Source organism: Paraburkholderia sp. J41 (assembly GCF_905220235.1).
GTDB lineage: Bacteria > Pseudomonadota > Gammaproteobacteria > Burkholderiales > Burkholderiaceae > Paraburkholderia.
The window spans coordinates 1-16,475 of sequence record NZ_CAJMZE010000043.1; the positions used below are offsets into that span (position 1 = coordinate 1).

At 66.7% G+C, this 16,475-nt stretch carries 14 protein-coding genes and 1 pseudogene; 8 read left to right on the top strand and 7 right to left on the bottom strand.

Annotated elements, in window-relative coordinates:
• Positions 1–16 precede the first annotated feature (16 nt).
• Complete coding sequence (purM, locus tag U5805_RS28180) at positions 17–1,090, bottom strand: phosphoribosylformylglycinamidine cyclo-ligase (protein ID WP_322106797.1); 1,074 nt, start codon at positions 1,088–1,090, stop codon at positions 17–19.
• A gap of 121 nt (positions 1,091–1,211) precedes the next feature.
• On the opposite strand from purM, the gene U5805_RS28185 reads away from it, so the two are divergent.
• From U5805_RS28185 to panB, 7 genes and pseudogenes are all read left to right on the top strand, one after another.
• Positions 1,212–1,763, top strand: a complete 552-nt coding sequence (locus U5805_RS28185; RefSeq protein WP_322106798.1) for a hypothetical protein — start codon at positions 1,212–1,214, stop codon at positions 1,761–1,763.
• Between the two features lie 18 nt (positions 1,764–1,781).
• Positions 1,782–2,459: pseudogene (gene hda, locus U5805_RS28190) on the top strand (DnaA regulatory inactivator Hda); the annotation flags it as partial.
• 839 nt (positions 2,460–3,298) lie between these two features.
• Positions 3,299–3,985 carry an HAD family hydrolase gene (locus U5805_RS28195; RefSeq protein ID WP_322106799.1) on the top strand — a complete coding sequence of 229 codons (687 nt, stop codon included), beginning with the start codon at positions 3,299–3,301 and terminating at the stop codon, positions 3,983–3,985.
• The gene (gene pcnB / locus U5805_RS28200) at positions 3,982–5,643 is read left to right on the top strand and encodes a polynucleotide adenylyltransferase PcnB (RefSeq protein ID WP_322106800.1); all 1,662 of its coding nucleotides are present in this window, start codon (positions 3,982–3,984) and stop codon (positions 5,641–5,643) included. Before U5805_RS28195 ends, pcnB begins: the two co-directional genes overlap by 4 nt.
• 108 nt (positions 5,644–5,751) lie before the next feature.
• Complete coding sequence (gene folK / locus U5805_RS28205; RefSeq protein ID WP_322106801.1) at positions 5,752–6,324, top strand: 2-amino-4-hydroxy-6-hydroxymethyldihydropteridine diphosphokinase; 573 nt, start codon at positions 5,752–5,754, stop codon at positions 6,322–6,324.
• On the top strand, positions 6,321–7,007 hold the full coding sequence (locus U5805_RS28210; protein ID WP_322106802.1) for a deoxynucleoside kinase: 687 nt from the start codon (positions 6,321–6,323) through the stop codon (positions 7,005–7,007). The genes folK and U5805_RS28210 overlap by 4 nt, the downstream gene beginning before the upstream one ends.
• A gap of 40 nt (positions 7,008–7,047) precedes the next feature.
• Complete coding sequence (gene panB / locus U5805_RS28215; protein ID WP_322106803.1) at positions 7,048–7,863, top strand: 3-methyl-2-oxobutanoate hydroxymethyltransferase; 816 nt, start codon at positions 7,048–7,050, stop codon at positions 7,861–7,863.
• 155 nt (positions 7,864–8,018) lie between these two features.
• On the opposite strand, the gene pabB is transcribed toward panB, so the two are convergent.
• The 4 genes from pabB to grpE form a co-directional block, all read right to left on the bottom strand.
• Complete coding sequence (pabB, locus tag U5805_RS28220; RefSeq protein ID WP_322106804.1) at positions 8,019–9,971, bottom strand: aminodeoxychorismate synthase component I; 1,953 nt, start codon at positions 9,969–9,971, stop codon at positions 8,019–8,021.
• Between the two features lie 43 nt (positions 9,972–10,014).
• Positions 10,015–11,148: a molecular chaperone DnaJ gene (gene dnaJ, locus U5805_RS28225; protein ID WP_322106805.1), complete on the bottom strand. Its 1,134-nt coding sequence runs from the start codon at positions 11,146–11,148 to the stop codon at positions 10,015–10,017.
• A gap of 288 nt (positions 11,149–11,436) precedes the next feature.
• A complete protein-coding gene (gene dnaK, locus U5805_RS28230) occupies positions 11,437–13,395 on the bottom strand; it encodes a molecular chaperone DnaK (protein WP_322106806.1) in 1,959 nt (652 codons plus the stop codon).
• A gap of 260 nt (positions 13,396–13,655) precedes the next feature.
• Positions 13,656–14,222: a nucleotide exchange factor GrpE gene (gene grpE, locus U5805_RS28235; RefSeq protein WP_322106807.1), complete on the bottom strand. Its 567-nt coding sequence runs from the start codon at positions 14,220–14,222 to the stop codon at positions 13,656–13,658.
• A gap of 394 nt (positions 14,223–14,616) precedes the next feature.
• Between grpE and U5805_RS28240 the strand changes: the two genes are divergently transcribed.
• Positions 14,617–14,778 (top strand): hypothetical protein, encoded by a 162-nt coding sequence (locus tag U5805_RS28240; protein ID WP_199272281.1) that lies wholly within the window; start codon positions 14,617–14,619, stop codon positions 14,776–14,778.
• On the opposite strand, the gene U5805_RS28245 is transcribed toward U5805_RS28240, so the two are convergent.
• Positions 14,750–15,157 (bottom strand): RNA-binding S4 domain-containing protein, encoded by a 408-nt coding sequence (locus U5805_RS28245; RefSeq protein WP_322106808.1) that lies wholly within the window; start codon positions 15,155–15,157, stop codon positions 14,750–14,752. The genes U5805_RS28240 and U5805_RS28245 overlap by 29 nt on opposite strands.
• 127 nt (positions 15,158–15,284) lie before the next feature.
• Positions 15,285–16,352 (bottom strand): ferrochelatase, encoded by a 1,068-nt coding sequence (gene hemH / locus U5805_RS28250; RefSeq protein ID WP_322106809.1) that lies wholly within the window; start codon positions 16,350–16,352, stop codon positions 15,285–15,287.
• Positions 16,353–16,475: the final 123 nt, after the last annotated feature.

Here is a 16,475-nt window from a genome sequence, read left to right on the forward strand (position 1 = left end):
GCTGGACGCGGCAGCCTCAAACCACCACCGTCTGCGCCTCCCCTTCCTTGCTCTCGCGCACCACACCGATCTTCCACACCTGCTCGCCCGCCGCCGCCAGCAGCGAAGCCGCCGCATCGGCCTGATCCGCCGCAACGATCACGGCCATGCCGATACCGCAGTTGAACACACGATGCATTTCCGCGTCGGCCACACCGCCGTGCTTTTGCAGCCACGAGAACAGCGGCGGCAGCGGCCACGCGGCGTGGTTCAGCTCGGCCGTGAGACCTTCGCGCAGCACGCGCGGAATGTTTTCGACCAGACCGCCGCCCGTGATGTGCGCCATGCCCTTCACCGCGATCTGCTCCATCAGCTTGAGCAGCGGCTTCACGTAGATGCGCGTGGGCGCCATCAGCGCGTCGGCGAGCGAGCGGCCGTCGAAGTCGGCGGCCAGATCGGGCTGCGCGCGCTCGATAATCTTGCGCACCAGCGAAAAACCGTTCGAGTGGATGCCGCTCGATGCGAGACCCAGCACCACGTCGCCGGGAACGATCGTGCTGCCGTCGATGATCTTGCTCTTTTCGACCGCGCCCACCGCGAAGCCGGCCAGATCGTATTCGCCGTCGGGGTACATGCCCGGCATTTCCGCCGTTTCGCCGCCGATCAGCGCGCAGCCCGAGAGTTCGCACCCTTGCGCGATGCCCTTCACCACGCTCGCCGCCGTCTCCACGTCGAGCTTGCCGCACGCGAAGTAATCGAGGAAGAACAGCGGCTCGGCGCCTTGCACGAGAATGTCGTTCACGCTCATGGCGACGAGATCCTGGCCCACCGTGTCGTGCCTGTTCAGGTGGAACGCGAGGCGCAGCTTGGTGCCCACGCCGTCGGTGCCCGACACCAGCACAGGTTCCTTGTACTTCTTCGGCACTTCGAACAGCGCCCCGAAACCACCGATTCCGCCCATCACGCCGTCGCGCAGGGTCTTCTTCGCAAACGGCTTGATGCGATCGACGAGCGCGTCGCCAGCGTCGATGTCCACGCCCGCATCGCGGTAGGAGAGGCCTTGGTCCTGCGACGAAGCCTGATTAGCGGGGCCGGATTTCGGTTGATTCATGGGGAAGCGCCAGAAGGTCGGTAAAATGAGATTTTAACCGATTGACGGCGCCCCGCCGCCGGCGGCCGAGCGATTGTGGCGCTCGCGCCCCGCCGCCCGCCCGGCGCCGCACGACCTCGTTTTGTCGCAAAACACTCCGCTACTCACGCCCTCCCGGCGTCACACCGCCGTTTGGGCCGGCATCGCCGTCGCGCCTGGCCTCGTGCCGTGGCTGCCGCGCCCGATGCTCGCGCCGTTCCCGCCGGGCGGCGTCATCGCGTGCCTTCTCCAAGCGGGCGCGGCGTGGCGCGTGCGCCGCCGCGTGCCGCACGCACCCGCCGCACCCGCCGCGCTCGCCGCGACCGTCACGCCCGTCACGCCCGTCGCACCCGTCGCACCCGTCGCACCCGTCGCACCCGTCGCGCCCGCCGCGCCCGTCGCACCCGCCGCGCTCGCGACGATGCGGCTGTTCGCGGCCGCCGCGACGATGCCCGTCGTGCTGCTGCGCGCCGTCATCGGGAAACAAGCGCCGCGACTGAAGCAGCAAATGCCCGCGAGGATCGCACACGTACACGCGCCGCTCGCGTTCGGGCAGTCCTTCGGCTTCTTCGGCGTGCCGCTCTCGCCGCCCGCGAGCGCCATCGTCCCGAGCGCGCGGCGCGGCTCTCCCGCGAGCGCGCCCTACAGGAACTGATTCGGCCAGACCACCGTGGTGCAGCGACAGCTAACGCTCGATCTCGGCACACCGCCGCCATCGACCTTCGACAACTTCCACACCGGCGCCAACGCGGAGCTGGTGGCGCGCCTGCGCGGTCTCGACGCCGCGCTGATGGCCGGTCCCATCGCCGATCGCACGTTTTACGTGTGGGGCGAGCCCGGCAACGGCCGCAGCCACCTGCTGCTCGCGCTCGCCGACGAGGCGCCGCCGGGCCACGTCCGCTACCTCGGCCCGAAAAGCGGGCTCGCCGCGTTCACGTTCGATCCGCGCGTGACGATCTACGCCGTCGACGACTGCGACGCGCTTTCGGGCGCGCAGCAAATCGCCCTCTTCAATCTGTTCAACGAAGTGCGCGCGTATCCGGGCTGCGCGCTCGTCGCCACCGGCAATGCGCCGCCGATGGGGCTCGCCGTGCGCGAGGATTTGCGCACGCGCCTGGGCTGGGGCCTCGTGTTCCATCTCGCGCCGCTTTCCGACGAAGGCAAGGCGGCGATCCTCAAGCTCGCGGCGCGCGAACGCGGCATCGCGCTCGCCGACGACGTGCCCGCCTACCTGCTCACGCACTTTCGCCGCGACATGCCGAGCCTGATGGGTCTGCTCGACGCGCTCGACCGCTTCTCGCTCGAACAGAAGCGCGCGGTCACGCTGCCGCTCTTGCGCACGATGCTGGCGAACGGCGTGGACGCGCTGATCGGCGAAGTCGGGGCGATGTCGGGCGATGCCGGCGGCGAAGAAGCGCGCGCGCGGGAACCCGCCTCACCTCCGCTCTTATATTCGACCTCACATCCGGCTTCACATCCGGCTTCACACCCGGCTTCACACCCGGCCTCACAACGAGCCGCACAACCGGCGGCACGACCGGCGCCGGACGAAACCGACGAGGCGGCGCACGAACCGCAGCGTTCGGCCGAATCGCCCGCGCCCGCCGATGCCGATGCCGATGCCGAACCGCTTACCGGGCCGGTTCAGGGCGCGCAACCCGCGCCGCCGGCGTACGAAGCGCCCAGGCCGCCCGCCCAGCAAGCGCGCGAGCCGCTGCCCGCGCCGTTCGCCAAACCCACCGACAACGTGGAAAACGAATTGGGGGCCAAATACCGTCCCGTCATTCACAAGGAACTGGGCGCCGAACTCAAGGGCGAAGTGGAAGCCGACGTCAGCAACGAAATGAGCGGCGAATTGCGCGGCGACCTCGATCCGCCCGCCACGGCCGAATCAGCCGCCGAATCAACGGCCAAACCCGTGGCCGACGAACCCGCAGCCGAACCGGCGCAACCCGCCGAGCAAGCGCCTACGGCAACGTTCGCAGCGGCATCGGCGCACGAACCCGCTCCCCGCTCGGCACAAGAAACCGCTCAGGCGCATAAATCCGCTCAGGCGCAAGAACCCGCGCAAGAACCCGCGCAAGAATCCGCACCGGAACGCACCCAGCAAGCGCCGCCGACAACCCCCGCGGAAAACCCGCCCGCCGACGCCGGCAACGGCTTCACCCGCTTCAAGTAAAATGAGCGCCCATGGCTAACCTTGCACTTTTCGATCTCGATCACACGCTCATCCCCACCGACAGCGACCACCAATGGGGCCGCTTCATGGTGAAGCTCGGCATTGTCGACGCCCAGCGCTTCGCCGAGCAGAACGATCGCTTCTACGCCGACTACAAGGCCGGCGCCCTCGACATCAACGCCTACCTCGTCGCCATGCTCACGCCGCTCGCGAAATACTCGCGAGCGCAACTCAAGGCGTGGCACGACCAGTACATGCATGAAGTCATCGCGCCGACCATCCAGCCGGTCGCGCTCGAACTCGTGAAGCAGCACCAGGAAGCGGGCGATCTCTGCTGCGTGGTCACGGCCACCAACGAATTCATCACGGCGCCCATCGCCGAGGCGTTCGGCGTGGAAAAGCTGATCGCGTGCGAGGTCGAAACCGTCGACGGCCATCCGGCTTCGGCCTTCACCGGCCGCCCGACGGGCACGCCGAGCTATCGCGAAGGCAAGATCGTGCGCGTCGAGGCATGGCTCGCCTCGCTCGGCAAAAGCTGGTCGGACTTCGAGCACAGCTACTTCTATAGCGATTCGCACAACGACATTCCGTTGCTCGAAAAAGTCACCGACCCGATCGCGACCAACCCCGACGACACCCTGCGCGCGCACGCGCGACAAAAGGGCTGGCGCATCCTCGATTTGTTCCAAGCCCAGTGATCAAGAAATTTATCCGCAAGCTGCTCGGCCACGACGACACCGCAGCGGCACACCACTCCGAAGCCGCCCACGCCCACGCGCATGACGAAGACGGCGAACGCGCCGCCGGCGCATCGGGCGCCACGCGCGCGCGGCGCACGCGGTCGGCGAACGCCGCGGGCGCCGGCGGCGCGTCATCGGCCAAAACCGCGAAGGCCCGCGCCGGCAAGGCGCCCGCCGATCCGGCCACGCCGGTGATCCTTTCCGCCGACATCCACGGCATCAATCCCGCGCTCATTTCGCGCAACGCCGTGCGCGTGACCGAAGGCTTGCAGCAAGCGGGCTTTCGCGCGTTCATCGTCGGCGGCGCGGTGCGCGACCTGCTGCTCGGCATCGCGCCCAAGGACTTCGACGTGGCCACCGACGCCACGCCCGATCAGGTGCAGAAGCTGTTCCGCCGCGCGCGCATCATCGGCCGGCGTTTTCAGATCGTACACGTGCAGTTCGGCCAGGAGATCATCGAAACGTCGACCTTCCGCGCGCTGGTCGATCCGCCGCCCGCCGACGCCGCGCCCGCCGCCGCGCCGCAAAAGCGCATGCGCCGCGACGAACTCGACCGCAAGACGCATCACGTCGACGCGAGCGGCCGCGTTCTGCGCGACAACGTGTGGGGCGAGCAGCACGAGGACGCCACGCGCCGCGACTTCACGATCAACGCGATGTACTACGATCCGGCCACGCAAACCGTGCTGGACTATCACAACGGCATGGCCGACATGCGCGCGCGCCTGTTGCGCATGATCGGCGACCCGGCCACGCGCTACCGCGAAGACCCGGTGCGCATGATGCGCGTGGTGCGTTTCGCGGCCAAGCTCGGCTTCGAGATCGAGGAACACACGCGCGAGCCCATCGTGAAGCTCGCGGACCTCATCAACAACGTGCCGGCCGCGCGTCTTTTCGACGAAATGCTCAAGCTGCTGCTTTCGGGCCACGCGCTCGAATGCCTCCGGTGGCTGCGCAAGGAAGGGCTGCATCACGGCCTGCTGCCGCTGCTCGACGTGGTGCTCGAGCAGCCGCAAGGCGAGCGCTTCATCTCGCTCGCGCTGTCGAACACGGACGCCCGCGTGCGCGCGAACAAGCCGGTTTCGCCGGGCTTTCTGTTCGCCACGCTGCTGTGGCACGACGTTCAGCAACGCTGGCAGCAATACACGGCCGAAGGCGAATTGCCCATGCCCGCGCTGCACCGCGCGATGGACGACGTGATCGACGCGCAAACGGAAAAACTGGCGATCCATCGCCGCTTCTCGTCGGACATGCGCGAAATCTGGGGGCTGCAACTGCGCCTCGAAAAGCGCGGCCGCGGCGCGATCAAGCTGCTGGAACACCAAAGATTCAGAGCGGGGTATGATTTCCTCCTGCTGCGCTGCGAGTCGGGCGAGCTGGACGCCGAAATCGGCCAATGGTGGACCGACTTCATCGAAGGCGATCTCGCGGCGCGCGAAGCGCTGCTCTCGCAAGGCGGAGCGAAGGAACGCGCGCCGCGCAAGCGCCGCCGCCGCGGCGGCGCGAAGAATCGCAGAACGGGCGAAGGCTCGGCGCACGACGCTCACGAGACAGCGGGCGCAAACGCTCACGAAGACGCAGGTCACGGCGGCGACGCCGGTCCGCACGAGGATTGACGCCGTGCGCGGCGCCGGGCTCCGTGCAATGTGTCGTGCAACGCCTGGTGCTGCCGAGCGCGCCGCGCGAGGCGTCGAACCGCAACGAAAGTCGCAGGAAGTGAAGCCATGACGGTTGCCTGGCTGGGAATTGGCGCGAATCTGGGGGATGCGCGCCAGGCCCTCAAAGACGCGGTGGTGTGCCTAGCACAGCAGCACACGCTCACCGTGGTCGCAAAGTCGAGTCTCTACCGCACCGCGCCCATCGACGCGGGCGGCGACGACTATTTCAACTGCGTCGTGAAGCTCGAAACGCCGCTCGGCGCGCACGACCTGCTCGCGCTGTGCCAGCGCGTGGAGCACTACTTCGGACGCGAGCGGCCGTATCGCAACGCGCCGCGCACGCTCGACATCGACATCCTGCTTTACGGCGACGCCATCATCGACACCGCCGATCTCGTCGTGCCGCACCCGCGCCTCACGGGCCGCGCCTTCGCGCTCGTGCCGCTCGTGGAAATCGATCCCGAACTCGTGGTGCCGGGCCTTGGGCCGGCAAGCGCGTTTCTCGCCGCCGTCGCCGATCAGCGCATCGAGAAGGTCAAGCCGCCGTGCCAGTGCCTCGGCATTCCGGGCGGCGCCAACGCCGCGCCGACGGTTTCCGCCGCGCCCGGCGAAAGCCGCAAAACCGGCGGCTGCCGATGAGCGTCACGCCCTTGCCCGTCGTCAGCGCGCGCCCCGCGCGGCCCGCGCTCGACTACATCGTGATCGAAGGCCCGATCGGCGCGGGCAAGAGCGCACTGGCCGCGCGACTCGCCGGGCGCTGGTCGATGCAGACGCTGTTCGAATCGAACGCCGACAACCCGTTTCTCGAACGCGTCTATCGCGACGCGTCGTCGTCGCATGCGCTCGCCGCGCAGTTGCATATCGCGTTGCAGCGCGAGCAGCTTTCGCACGAAGTGGCCGCGCGCCGCGCCGCGAACGTGCCGCTCGTGACCAACTTCCTCGCCGAGCGCAACGACCTGTTCGCGCGCCTCACGCTCTCCGCGGACGAGCAGCCGCTCTATCGCGCGCTCGCCGCGCGGCTGGCCGCGAGCGCGCCGCCGCCCGATCTCGTCGTCTATTTGCAGGCGAGCCCGGAAGCGCTTTACGCGCGCATCCAGAAGCGCGCGGTCGCGCGCGAACTGCATATTTCCGATGCTTTCCTGCGGGCGCTCTGCGACAGCTACAACGAATTTTTCTATCATTACGACCATGCGCCGGTGCTGACCGTCGGCGCCGAAAATCTGCACCCGCTCGACTCCGAAGCGGACCTTGCGCTGATCGCCGAACGCATCGAAACCATGCGCGGCCGCAAGGAATCGTTCGTCAAGGGCACGCCGCTCTGAGCGCCGTCGCCACTCGTTCTCCTTCTCCAACGGATTTCCCATGACTTACCTGCAGGAAACGGGCCGCAGCGCGGTCACCGTGCCCAAACTCCAGGCGATGCGCGATGCCGGCGAACGCATCACGATGCTGACCTGCTACGACGCGAGCTTTTCGGCGCTGTGCGACCGCGCGGGCGTGGACACGCTGCTCATCGGCGACTCGCTTGGCAACGTGCTTCAGGGCCACACGACCACGCTGCCCGTGACCCTCGACGACATCGCCTATCACACGGCCTGCGTCGCGCGCGCGCAGCCGAAGGCGCTCGTCGTCGCCGATCTGCCGTTCGGCACGTTCGGCACGCCCGAGGACGCCTTCGCGAACTCGGTCAAGCTGATGCGCGCGGGCGCGCAGATGGTGAAGATCGAGGGCGGCGAATGGCTCGCGCCCACGGTGAAGATGCTGGTGGAGCGCGCGGTGCCGGTGTGCGCGCACATCGGCCTCACGCCGCAGTCGGTGCATGCGTTCGGCGGCTTCAAGGTGCAGGGCAAGACCGAAGCGGGCGCGACGCAGCTCGTGCGCGACGCGCTTGCCTTGCAGGACGCGGGCGCGCAACTCGTGGTAATCGAAGCCGTGCCGGCCGCGCTCGGCACCGAGGTCACGCAGCAGTTGCGCATTCCGACCATCGGCATCGGCGCGGGCGTGGAGTGCTCGGGCCAGGTGCTCGTGCTGCACGACATGCTGGGCATTTTTCCCGGCAAGCGCCCGCGCTTCGTGAAGGACTTCATGGCCGGCCAGCCCGACATCGAATCGGCCGTGCGCGCGTATGTGCGGGCGGTGAAGGAAGGTACGTTTCCTGGGCCTGAGCATACGTTTTGATGCGCTGAGAACGTGCTGATGCGCTGATTCGCGCACCGAAATGCAAAAGCGCGCTTCCCGCGAAGCGCGCTTTTTTTATCGCATGTTGCGACGATGGCGGGAGCGGCGAAAGATGGGCGGCTCAAGCGTGAGGCAAATGCGCATCAAGCGCCAAATCAAGCACCCACCAACCGCGCCCTCACCGCGCCGCGCAGCGCGTTCGTGAGCAGCAGCGCTTCGGCGTCGAGCAGGTCGGCGCGCGTGAGCACGCGTTCTTGCGCGCCGAACGCGGCGTCGTCGAGCAACACGCCGCGCATCACGCCCGGCAGCACGCCCGAGGCCAGCGGCGGCGTCAGCCATTCACCGCCGAGCTTCACGAACACGTTCGAACGGCCGCCCTCGGTGAGTTCGCCGCGTTCGTTGAAAAACAGCATGTCGAAGCCGCCCTGCGCTTCGGCCGCGCGCCACGCGCGATCGAATTCGGCGCGGCGCGTGGTCTTGCGCAGCAGCAGCGCGTCGCCCGACGCCACGCTCGCAAAGCCGTGATCGGCCGCGATCAAAACGCCGACTTCGTCGCCCGTCAGCGGCACCAATGGCACCAACGGCGCCAGCGCCGCCGCCGTGATCGCCACCGCGCCGCGCTTGCCGAGCGCCAGCCGCACGCGATGCGGCGCGTCGGCATCGGCATCGGCGAACGCGGCGCAGGTTTGCGCAAGCCGCGCACGAATCGCCGCGACATCGCACGGAAAGCCGAGCCACGCCGCGCTCGCCGCCAGCCGTGCGAGATGGCGGTCGAGATGACGCACGCCCTGCGCTCGCGTCGCGTACATCGTTTCGAAGCATTCGATGCCCGGATCGGCGCCGGTCAGGAAACGCGCTTTCAAGCGGCACTCCTCGTATTCGTCGGCGGCCACGCTGTCCAGCACGATGCCCGCGCCCACGCCCATTTCGCCGCGCCGCGCCGCGCCCGTCCCGCTCGTCCCGCTCGTCTGATCAGGCGGCGCGTCGAGCACCAGCGTGCGGATCGCGACCGAAAGGCAAAAATCGCCGCACGCCGCGTTGTCCGGCGGCGCGTCGAGCCAGCCGATCGCGCCCGTGTAAAGCCCGCGCGGCGCGTGTTCGAGCGCCTCGATGAGTTCCATCGTGCGATGCCTGGGCGCACCCGTGATCGAGCCGCACGGAAACAGCGCGCGCATCGCGTCGGCGAACGTCATCGCTTCGAGCGCGCGCGCTTCGACCGTCGACGTCATCTGCCAGACGGATGCATACGGTTCGACGCTGAACAGCGCCGGCACGCGCACCGAACCCGTCACGGCAACGCGCGAAAGATCGTTGCGCAGGAGATCGACGATCATCACGTTTTCCGCGCGATTCTTCGGATCGTTGGCGAGAAAGCGCGCGGCCGCCGCATCGTCTTGCGCATTCGCCGCGCGCGCGGCCGTGCCCTTCATCGGCTTCGCACGCAGCGTTTCGCCGCGCTTTTCCACGAACAATTCCGGCGAGCACGAGAGCACCCAACGCCCGCCCGGCAGCGCGAGAAGCGCGCCATAACGCACGCGCTGACGCTCGCGCAAGCGCCGGTACAACGCGAGCGGCTCGCCGAACGCCTCGAAGCCGAGCCGGTAGGTGTAGTTGATCTGATACGACTCGCCCGCGCGCAACGCGTCCTGCACGGCGGCGATGTCGTGTTCGAAGCGCTCGCGCGCGACGCCCGGCGTCACGTTCGCGACGCCCGCGGGCGCGGGTTCGGCGCTGCCTTCGCGCGCGGCGAGCCACGCGCCGGCTTCGTCGCGCGAGAGTTTTTCGCAGCGTTCGAACAATAAAAAACGCAGCGCGGCGTGGCCGTGCTGCGTTGCTGAAGAAGCTTCGGTATCCCTGGCGATTTGCCGCGCCGTGTCCTGCTTCGCGAATTCGAGCGCGCGCCCGAATTCGTAATCGGCGATCACGACGACGTGCGAGCCCGCGCGCAGTGCGGCGTTCGCCTGTGCGCACACGGCGTCGAGATCGGCCGCGCGCGTGCAGGCGAATTCCCGCAGGAACCCGGTGTAGAGACGGCTCGAACGGCGTTCGGCCGTCGAGTCGCCGTCATCGAGCAGCGCGAAAATCGCGCCGCCTGTTTCCGCTGCCATTGCTGAACAACCCGTTACTGCGTGCCCGTGCGGGCCACCGCGTTTAGTCGAAGAAACTCTTCACGCGGTCGAACCAGCTTTTGCTTTGCGGGCTGTGACGCGAGCCGCCTTCCACGAGCGACTTCTCGAACTGCTGGAGCAAATCGCGCTGCTGTTCGGTGAGCTTGACCGGCGTTTCGACCTGCACGTGTACGTAAAGATCGCCCGCGATGCTCGAACGCAAGCCCTTGATGCCCTTGCCGCGCAAGCGGAACGTCTTGCCCGACTGCGTGCCCTCGGGAACCGTGAAGCTCGCGCGGCCCGCGAGCGTGGGCACTTCGATCTCGCCGCCGAGCGCCGCCGTGGTGAACGGGATCGGCATCTGGCAGTGAAGGTCGTCGCCGTCGCGCTCGAACACCGCGTGCTGCTTGATGTGAATCTCGACGTACAGATCGCCGGACGGCCCGCCGTTGATGCCCGGCTCGCCGTTGCCGGCCGAGCGGATGCGCATGCCGTCGTCGATACCCGCCGGAATCTTCACCTCGAGCGTCTTGGTTTCCTTCACCTTGCCCGCGCCATGGCAATTCGTGCACGGCTCGGGAATGTAGGAACCCGTGCCGTGGCACTTCGGGCACGTCTGCTGGATGCTGAAAAAGCCCTGCGACATGCGCACCTGGCCCGAACCGTGGCAGGTCGGGCAGGTTTCGGGCTTCGTGCCGGGCTTCGCGCCCGAGCCGTGGCAGACCTCGCAGCCGCTCCAGCCCGGCACGCGAATCTGCGTTTCGTAGCCGTGCGCCGCTTGCTCCAGCGTGATTTCCATGCTGTAGCGCAAATCCGCGCCGCGATACACCTGCGGACCGCTGCGCTGGCCGCCGCGCGCGCCCGCCGCCTGACCGAAGATATCGCCGAAGATGTCGCCGAAGGCATCGGCAAAACCGCCGAAGCCTTGCGCGCCCGCGCCGCCCATGTTCGGGTCGACGCCCGCATGGCCGTACTGGTCGTATGCCGCGCGCTTTTGCGAGTCCGACAGCATTTCATAGGCCTCCTTGACCTCCTTGAAATGCTCCTCCGCATCCTTGTTGTCCGGATTGCGGTCGGGGTGATACTTCATCGCCAGCTTGCGATACGCCTTCTTGATTTCGTCGTCGCTCGCGTTCTTCGCGACGCCCAGAACCTCGTAGTAATCCCGTTTCGCCATATCGGTTCAACGCCGGCCGAACGCCTTTCGGCGCGCGCCGGCTCCTCTTGAATGCTGGATCGCGTGACCCGTTTGCCGCTCTCCCTGAACCCCGCGCGTGCGCTTTTCGCGCCCTCGCGGCCCCTGAAAAAGAACGGCCTCCATAAAACAAATGTGCCCGGAGAGCCATAACGGCTCGCCAGGCGCTGCAATGCCAGTGCGCATCGTACCCGACGCCACCGTGCCGCAAGTCCGTCGATCCGGCCGCAAGCGGCGGATGTCCCGCGCTTGCGGCCGGCGTGAACGAGCTTAGTCCTTCTTCACTTCCTTGAAGTCGGCGTCGACCACGTCGTCGGCGTGATCGTGCGCGGCTTGCTCGGCACCGGCCGAACCCGCGCCCGCCGCGCCGGCTGCACCCGCGGCGCCTGCCTGCTGCGCCTGCATGTCGGCGTACATCTTCTCGCCGAGCTTCTGCGAAGCCGTGGAGAGCGCTTCGACCTTCGCCTCGATCTCAGCCTTGTCGGCCGACGTGCTCTTGAGCGTGTCTTCGAGATCCTTCAACGCCGCTTCGATCTTTTCCTTCTCGCCGGCTTCGATCTTGTCGCCGTATTCGGCCACGGCCTTCTTCGTGCTGTGAACCAGCGCGTCGCCCTGGTTGCGCGCGTCGGCGATCTCGCGCAGACGGTGATCTTCTTCCGCGTTCGCTTCGGCGTCCTTCACCATCTTCTCGATTTCGGCTTCCGACAGGCCCGAGTTCGCCTTGATGGTGATCTTGTTTTCCTTGCCCGTGGCCTTGTCCTTCGCGCCCACGTGCAGAATGCCGTTCGCGTCGATGTCGAAGGTCACTTCGATCTGCGGCACGCCGCGCGGTGCGGGCGGAATGCCTTCGAGGTTGAACTCGCCCAGCAGCTTGTTGCCCGCCGCCATTTCGCGCTCGCCCTGGAACACCTTGATCGTCACGGCCGACTGGCTGTCGTCCGCCGTCGAATACACCTGCGCGTGCTTCGTCGGGATCGTCGTGTTCTTGTTGATCATCTTCGTCATCACGCCGCCGAGCGTCTCGATACCGAGCGAAAGCGGGGTGACGTCGAGCAGCAGCACGTCCTTGCGGTCGCCCGAGAGAACCTGGCCTTGAATCGCGGCGCCCACGGCCACGGCTTCGTCCGGGTTCACGTCACGGCGCGGGTCCTTGCCGAAGAACTCCTTCACCTTCTCCTGCACCTTCGGCATGCGCGTCTGGCCGCCGACGAGAATCACGTCGTCGATGTCGCTGACCTTCACGCCCGCATCCTTGATCGCCACGCGGCACGGCTCGATGGTGCGCTCGATCAGGTCCTCGACCAGCGCTTCCAGCTTGGCGCGCGTGATCTTGAGGTTCAGGTGCTTCGGACCCGACGCGTCGGCCGTGATGTACGGCAGGTTGATTTCGGTCTGCTGGCCCGACGACAGTTCGATCTTGGCCTTTTCAGCGGCTTCCTTCAGGCGTTGCAGCGCGAGCACGTCCTTCGAAAGGTCGACGCCCTGCTCCTTCTTGAACTCGCCGATGATGTAGTCGATGATGCGCTGGTCGAAGTCTTCGCCGCCGAGGAAGGTGTCGCCGTTGGTCGAGAGCACTTCGAACTGCATTTCGCCGTCGACGTCCGCGATCTCGATGATCGAGATGTCGAACGTGCCGCCGCCCAGGTCGAACACGGCGATCTTGCGGTCGCCCTTTTCGGCCTTGTCCAGACCGAACGCGAGCGCGGCGGCCGTCGGTTCGTTGATGATGCGCTTGACTTCCAGACCGGCGATACGGCCCGCGTCCTTGGTGGCTTGACGCTGGCTGTCGTTGAAGTACGCGGGAACCGTGATCACGGCTTCCGTGACCGGCTCGCCGAGGTAGTCCTCGGCGGTCTTCTTCATCTTGCGCAGCACTTCGGCCGAAACCTGCGAAGGCGCGAGCTTTTCGCCGTGCGCTTCCACCCAGGCGTCGCCGTTGTCGTGCTTGACGATCTTGTAGGGCATCAGGTTGATGTCCTTCTGCACTTCCTTCTCGTCGAAGCGGCGGCCGATCAGACGCTTGACTGCGTAAAGCGTGTTCTTCGGGTTCGTGACCGACTGGCGCTTGGCCGGCGCGCCGACCAGCACTTCGTTGTCGTCCATGTAGGCGATGATCGACGGCGTGGTGCGCGCGCCTTCGGAGTTCTCGATCACCTTGACCTGATTGCCTTCCATCAGCGCCACGCACGAGTTGGTGGTGCCAAGGTCGATACCAATGATTTTGCCCATTTTTCTCAAATCTCCAATTTTGATCGCTGCGCGAACGTGGCTTGCGCGTGGACAACGTGGTGTTGCTCGCGCCTCGCGTTCGCTTCAATTCGGAACTGCTGCCCAAATAAGTGCCGAGACGGCGTTTTCAAGGGGTCCGGGCTATGCGTTCCATCATTTTTTTCAATCGGCGGACGATTTCGAATACTCGGACGCCCAATTCTTTCGGCTTGCTTTCGATGCGATGCGCCGCACGGCCTGTCGAACCGCCCGGCGAGCCGTTACTTCGGCGCCGAAACGGTCACGAGCGCCGGGCGCAGCACGCGGTCGGCGATCACATAGCCCTTCTGGAGCACGCTGACGACCGTGTTCGCTTCCTGCTCCGAAGGCACCATCGAAATCGCCTGATGACGATGCGGATCAAACTTCTCGCCGACCGGGTTGATGGCGAGCACCTTGCCCTTTTCGAGCGCGCCCACGAGTTGCCTGAGCGTGAGTTCGACGCCTTCGTTGACCTTGGCCAGATCGTCGGAACCGTGCGCGAGCGCGGCTTCGAGGCTGTCCATGACGGGCAGCAGATGCTCGGCGAAGTTTTCGATCGCGAACTTGTGTGCCTTGGCGACGTCTTCCTGCGCGCGGCGGCGCACGTTTTCCGTCTCGGCCTTGGCGCGAATGAAGGCGTCCTGCAATTCGGCGACCTTCGCCTGCGCTTCGGCAAGCGCCGCATCCACGCCGCCCTGGGCGGCCGGCTCGTTCACCGCGGCCGTTTCGGGCTGGGCGGGAGCTTGCGACGCCTCGTCCGCGGGCGTGGGGTTCTGGCTCGTCGGGTTCTCTTGCGTGTTTTCCATGTCGCTGAACGTCGTTGATGGGTGAAAAAGGGAACGAAGCGTAGTCGCTTCGCGCAGGCGCGACGACTTCGCATGGCGCTGCGTTGTTACGGCGCCACAAACGCTTCGGGGATTGCGACAGCACATGGGTGCCGGATCGCCTGTTTCAAGGGCTTCGCGCCGCTTTTTTATACTGGGACCGCGAGCGGAAACCACCGGTTACAACCATTACCGCACTGCCGCAAGATTGGAATTGAGTCCGGCCGAGCCCTGACCTACACTCAGGAACAGGTGCTGCTCATGAAGCGTATACCCTGAGTTCGGCACCGCACGGAACGGACTTTGCGTTAGCTAACCTGTCACTCACGCCAAGCCGCATTTTTGGCCGTTTTGCCGCCGTCCCTAGGGGAGTACCGTGAAACTGACCTTTGCCATCTCGGTGGTCGCGCTGGTACTCATTGCCGGAACCACCACCATCTGCATGTCGGGCGCCGTCACCGAAAACACCACGGAATACGGCAGCGCGCACGCCACCATGGAAGCGCTGTTCAATCCTCACGCGAAAGTTTGTCGATAGTGCGACGGTCGCGTTTGGTCGGGCGCCCCTGCAACACCGCCGCCGGCTCGCGAAAGAGCCGCCGCCGTTCCTGCTCGGCCGCGCGTTTCGTGCGGCCGGCTTCGGTTTCCGCATAAAGCGTTTGCGCGATGCTCGCGGGGCCGCGCACGTCGCATAGCCCCAGCACTTCCACTTCCCACACCACGTGATCGATCTCGATTTCCACGAGATCGCCCACGCGCACGTCTTTCGACGCCTTCACCGCCTCGCCGCCGATGCGCACGCGCCCTTTGCCCACGGCGTCGGACGCCAGCGAGCGCGTCTTGAAAAAGCGCGCGGCCCACAGCCATTTGTCGATACGCAGGCGCGCGCCCGGTTCAGTCGAAATCTTGTAGTTCATTTCGGCACTTCATCGAAATTATTTCAGGGCGGCGCGCAAACGGCGGTGCGCCAGCGCACCTCGGCGCGCAGCGCCGCCACGTACGCGATCTAGCTCAAGCGCCGCGCGCAAGCCCCAGCCACCGCGCTCACGCCGCCGCGCTCACGGGCGACGCGGCTTGCACCGGCCAGCCTTGCAATTGCTGCGCGATGATCTCGCCCAGCGCCGCGATCCATGCGGGCGAGGCGTTCAGGCACGGAATGCGGTGAAATTCCTTGCCGCCGCCGTGCAGGAATTCGTCGCGCACTTCCATGCCGATTTCCTCGATGGTTTCGAGGCAATCGGCCGTGAAACCGGGGCAGAACACGTCCGCGCGGCGCACGCCGCCCGCGCCCAGTTCCTTGAGCGTGGGCGCCGTATAAGGCTGCAACCACTGCGCGCGCCCGAACCGCGACTGGAACGTGACGCGGCATTCCACCGGCGTGAGTTCGAGCGCGTGCATGAGCAGCGCGGCCGTCTGCTGGCACTGGTCGTGATACGGATCGCCGAGATCGAGCGTGCGGCTCGGCACGCCGTGAAAGCTCAGCACGAGCCGGTCGCCGGCCGCGAAATCCGGGCGGCCGTGCGCGTGCCAATACTGATGCACCTGCGCGGCGAGCGCCGAGATATAAGCCGGATGGTCGTGATAACCGCGCACCGTGCGCACTTCCGGCTGATTGCGCATGCGGCGCAGCGCGACGAAGGCGGCGTCGAAGGCCGTGGCCGTGGTCGACGCCGAATATTGCGGATACATCGGCATGAGCAGGATGCGCTCGGCGCCCGCGAGCTTGAGCTGGTTCAGCATCGCGGGGATGTCGGGCGTGCCGTAGCGCATCGCGTAATCGACGAGCACGGTGTAGTCGTTGATCTGAAATAGATGCCGCAGCGCGTCGGTCTGTCTTTGCGTATGCACGCGCAACGGCGAGCCTTCGGGCGTCCAGACCGCCGCGTATTTCTTCGCGGAGGAACGCCCGCGAAACGGCAGGATCAGGCCGCGCAGGATCACTTGCCAGAGGGCCGCGGGAATCTCGACCACGCGCGGGTCGGAGAGGAACTGCGCGAGATAGCGGCGCACGGCGCGCGGCGTGGGCGCGTCCGGCGTGCCGAGATTGATGAGCAGCACGGCGACGCGATGCGCCGCGGCCGACTGCAAGGGCCGCTCCAGGTCGAAACGCATAGGCGATCAGGCAAGCCGCGCGCGAGGCGCGGCAACGGTGGCAGGAAAAATCATTATAGCGGCCGGCTTGCTGGGGCCGTGGCGGCGGGGTTTTCCGGCGCTCCGGCGCCGACGCGCGCGAAC

What these genes read in the sequence shown, in the direction of transcription:
- U5805_RS28245 (WP_322106808.1), bottom strand. Translation starts at nt 15,157, where the DNA reads ATGAACTACAAGATTTCGACTGAACCGGGCGCGCGCCTGCGTATCGAC.
- panB (WP_322106803.1), top strand. Translation starts at nt 7,048, where the DNA reads ATGACTTACCTGCAGGAAACGGGCCGCAGCGCGGTCACCGTGCCCAAA.
- U5805_RS28210 (WP_322106802.1), top strand. Translation starts at nt 6,321, where the DNA reads ATGAGCGTCACGCCCTTGCCCGTCGTCAGCGCGCGCCCCGCGCGGCCC.
- U5805_RS28195 (WP_322106799.1), top strand. Translation starts at nt 3,299, where the DNA reads ATGGCTAACCTTGCACTTTTCGATCTCGATCACACGCTCATCCCCACC.
- pabB (WP_322106804.1), bottom strand. Translation starts at nt 9,971, where the DNA reads ATGGCAGCGGAAACAGGCGGCGCGATTTTCGCGCTGCTCGATGACGGC.
- grpE (WP_322106807.1), bottom strand. Translation starts at nt 14,222, where the DNA reads ATGGAAAACACGCAAGAGAACCCGACGAGCCAGAACCCCACGCCCGCG.
- folK (WP_322106801.1), top strand. Translation starts at nt 5,752, where the DNA reads ATGACGGTTGCCTGGCTGGGAATTGGCGCGAATCTGGGGGATGCGCGC.
- purM (WP_322106797.1), bottom strand. Translation starts at nt 1,090, where the DNA reads ATGAATCAACCGAAATCCGGCCCCGCTAATCAGGCTTCGTCGCAGGAC.
- dnaK (WP_322106806.1), bottom strand. Translation starts at nt 13,395, where the DNA reads ATGGGCAAAATCATTGGTATCGACCTTGGCACCACCAACTCGTGCGTG.
- hemH (WP_322106809.1), bottom strand. Translation starts at nt 16,352, where the DNA reads ATGCGTTTCGACCTGGAGCGGCCCTTGCAGTCGGCCGCGGCGCATCGC.
- dnaJ (WP_322106805.1), bottom strand. Translation starts at nt 11,148, where the DNA reads ATGGCGAAACGGGATTACTACGAGGTTCTGGGCGTCGCGAAGAACGCG.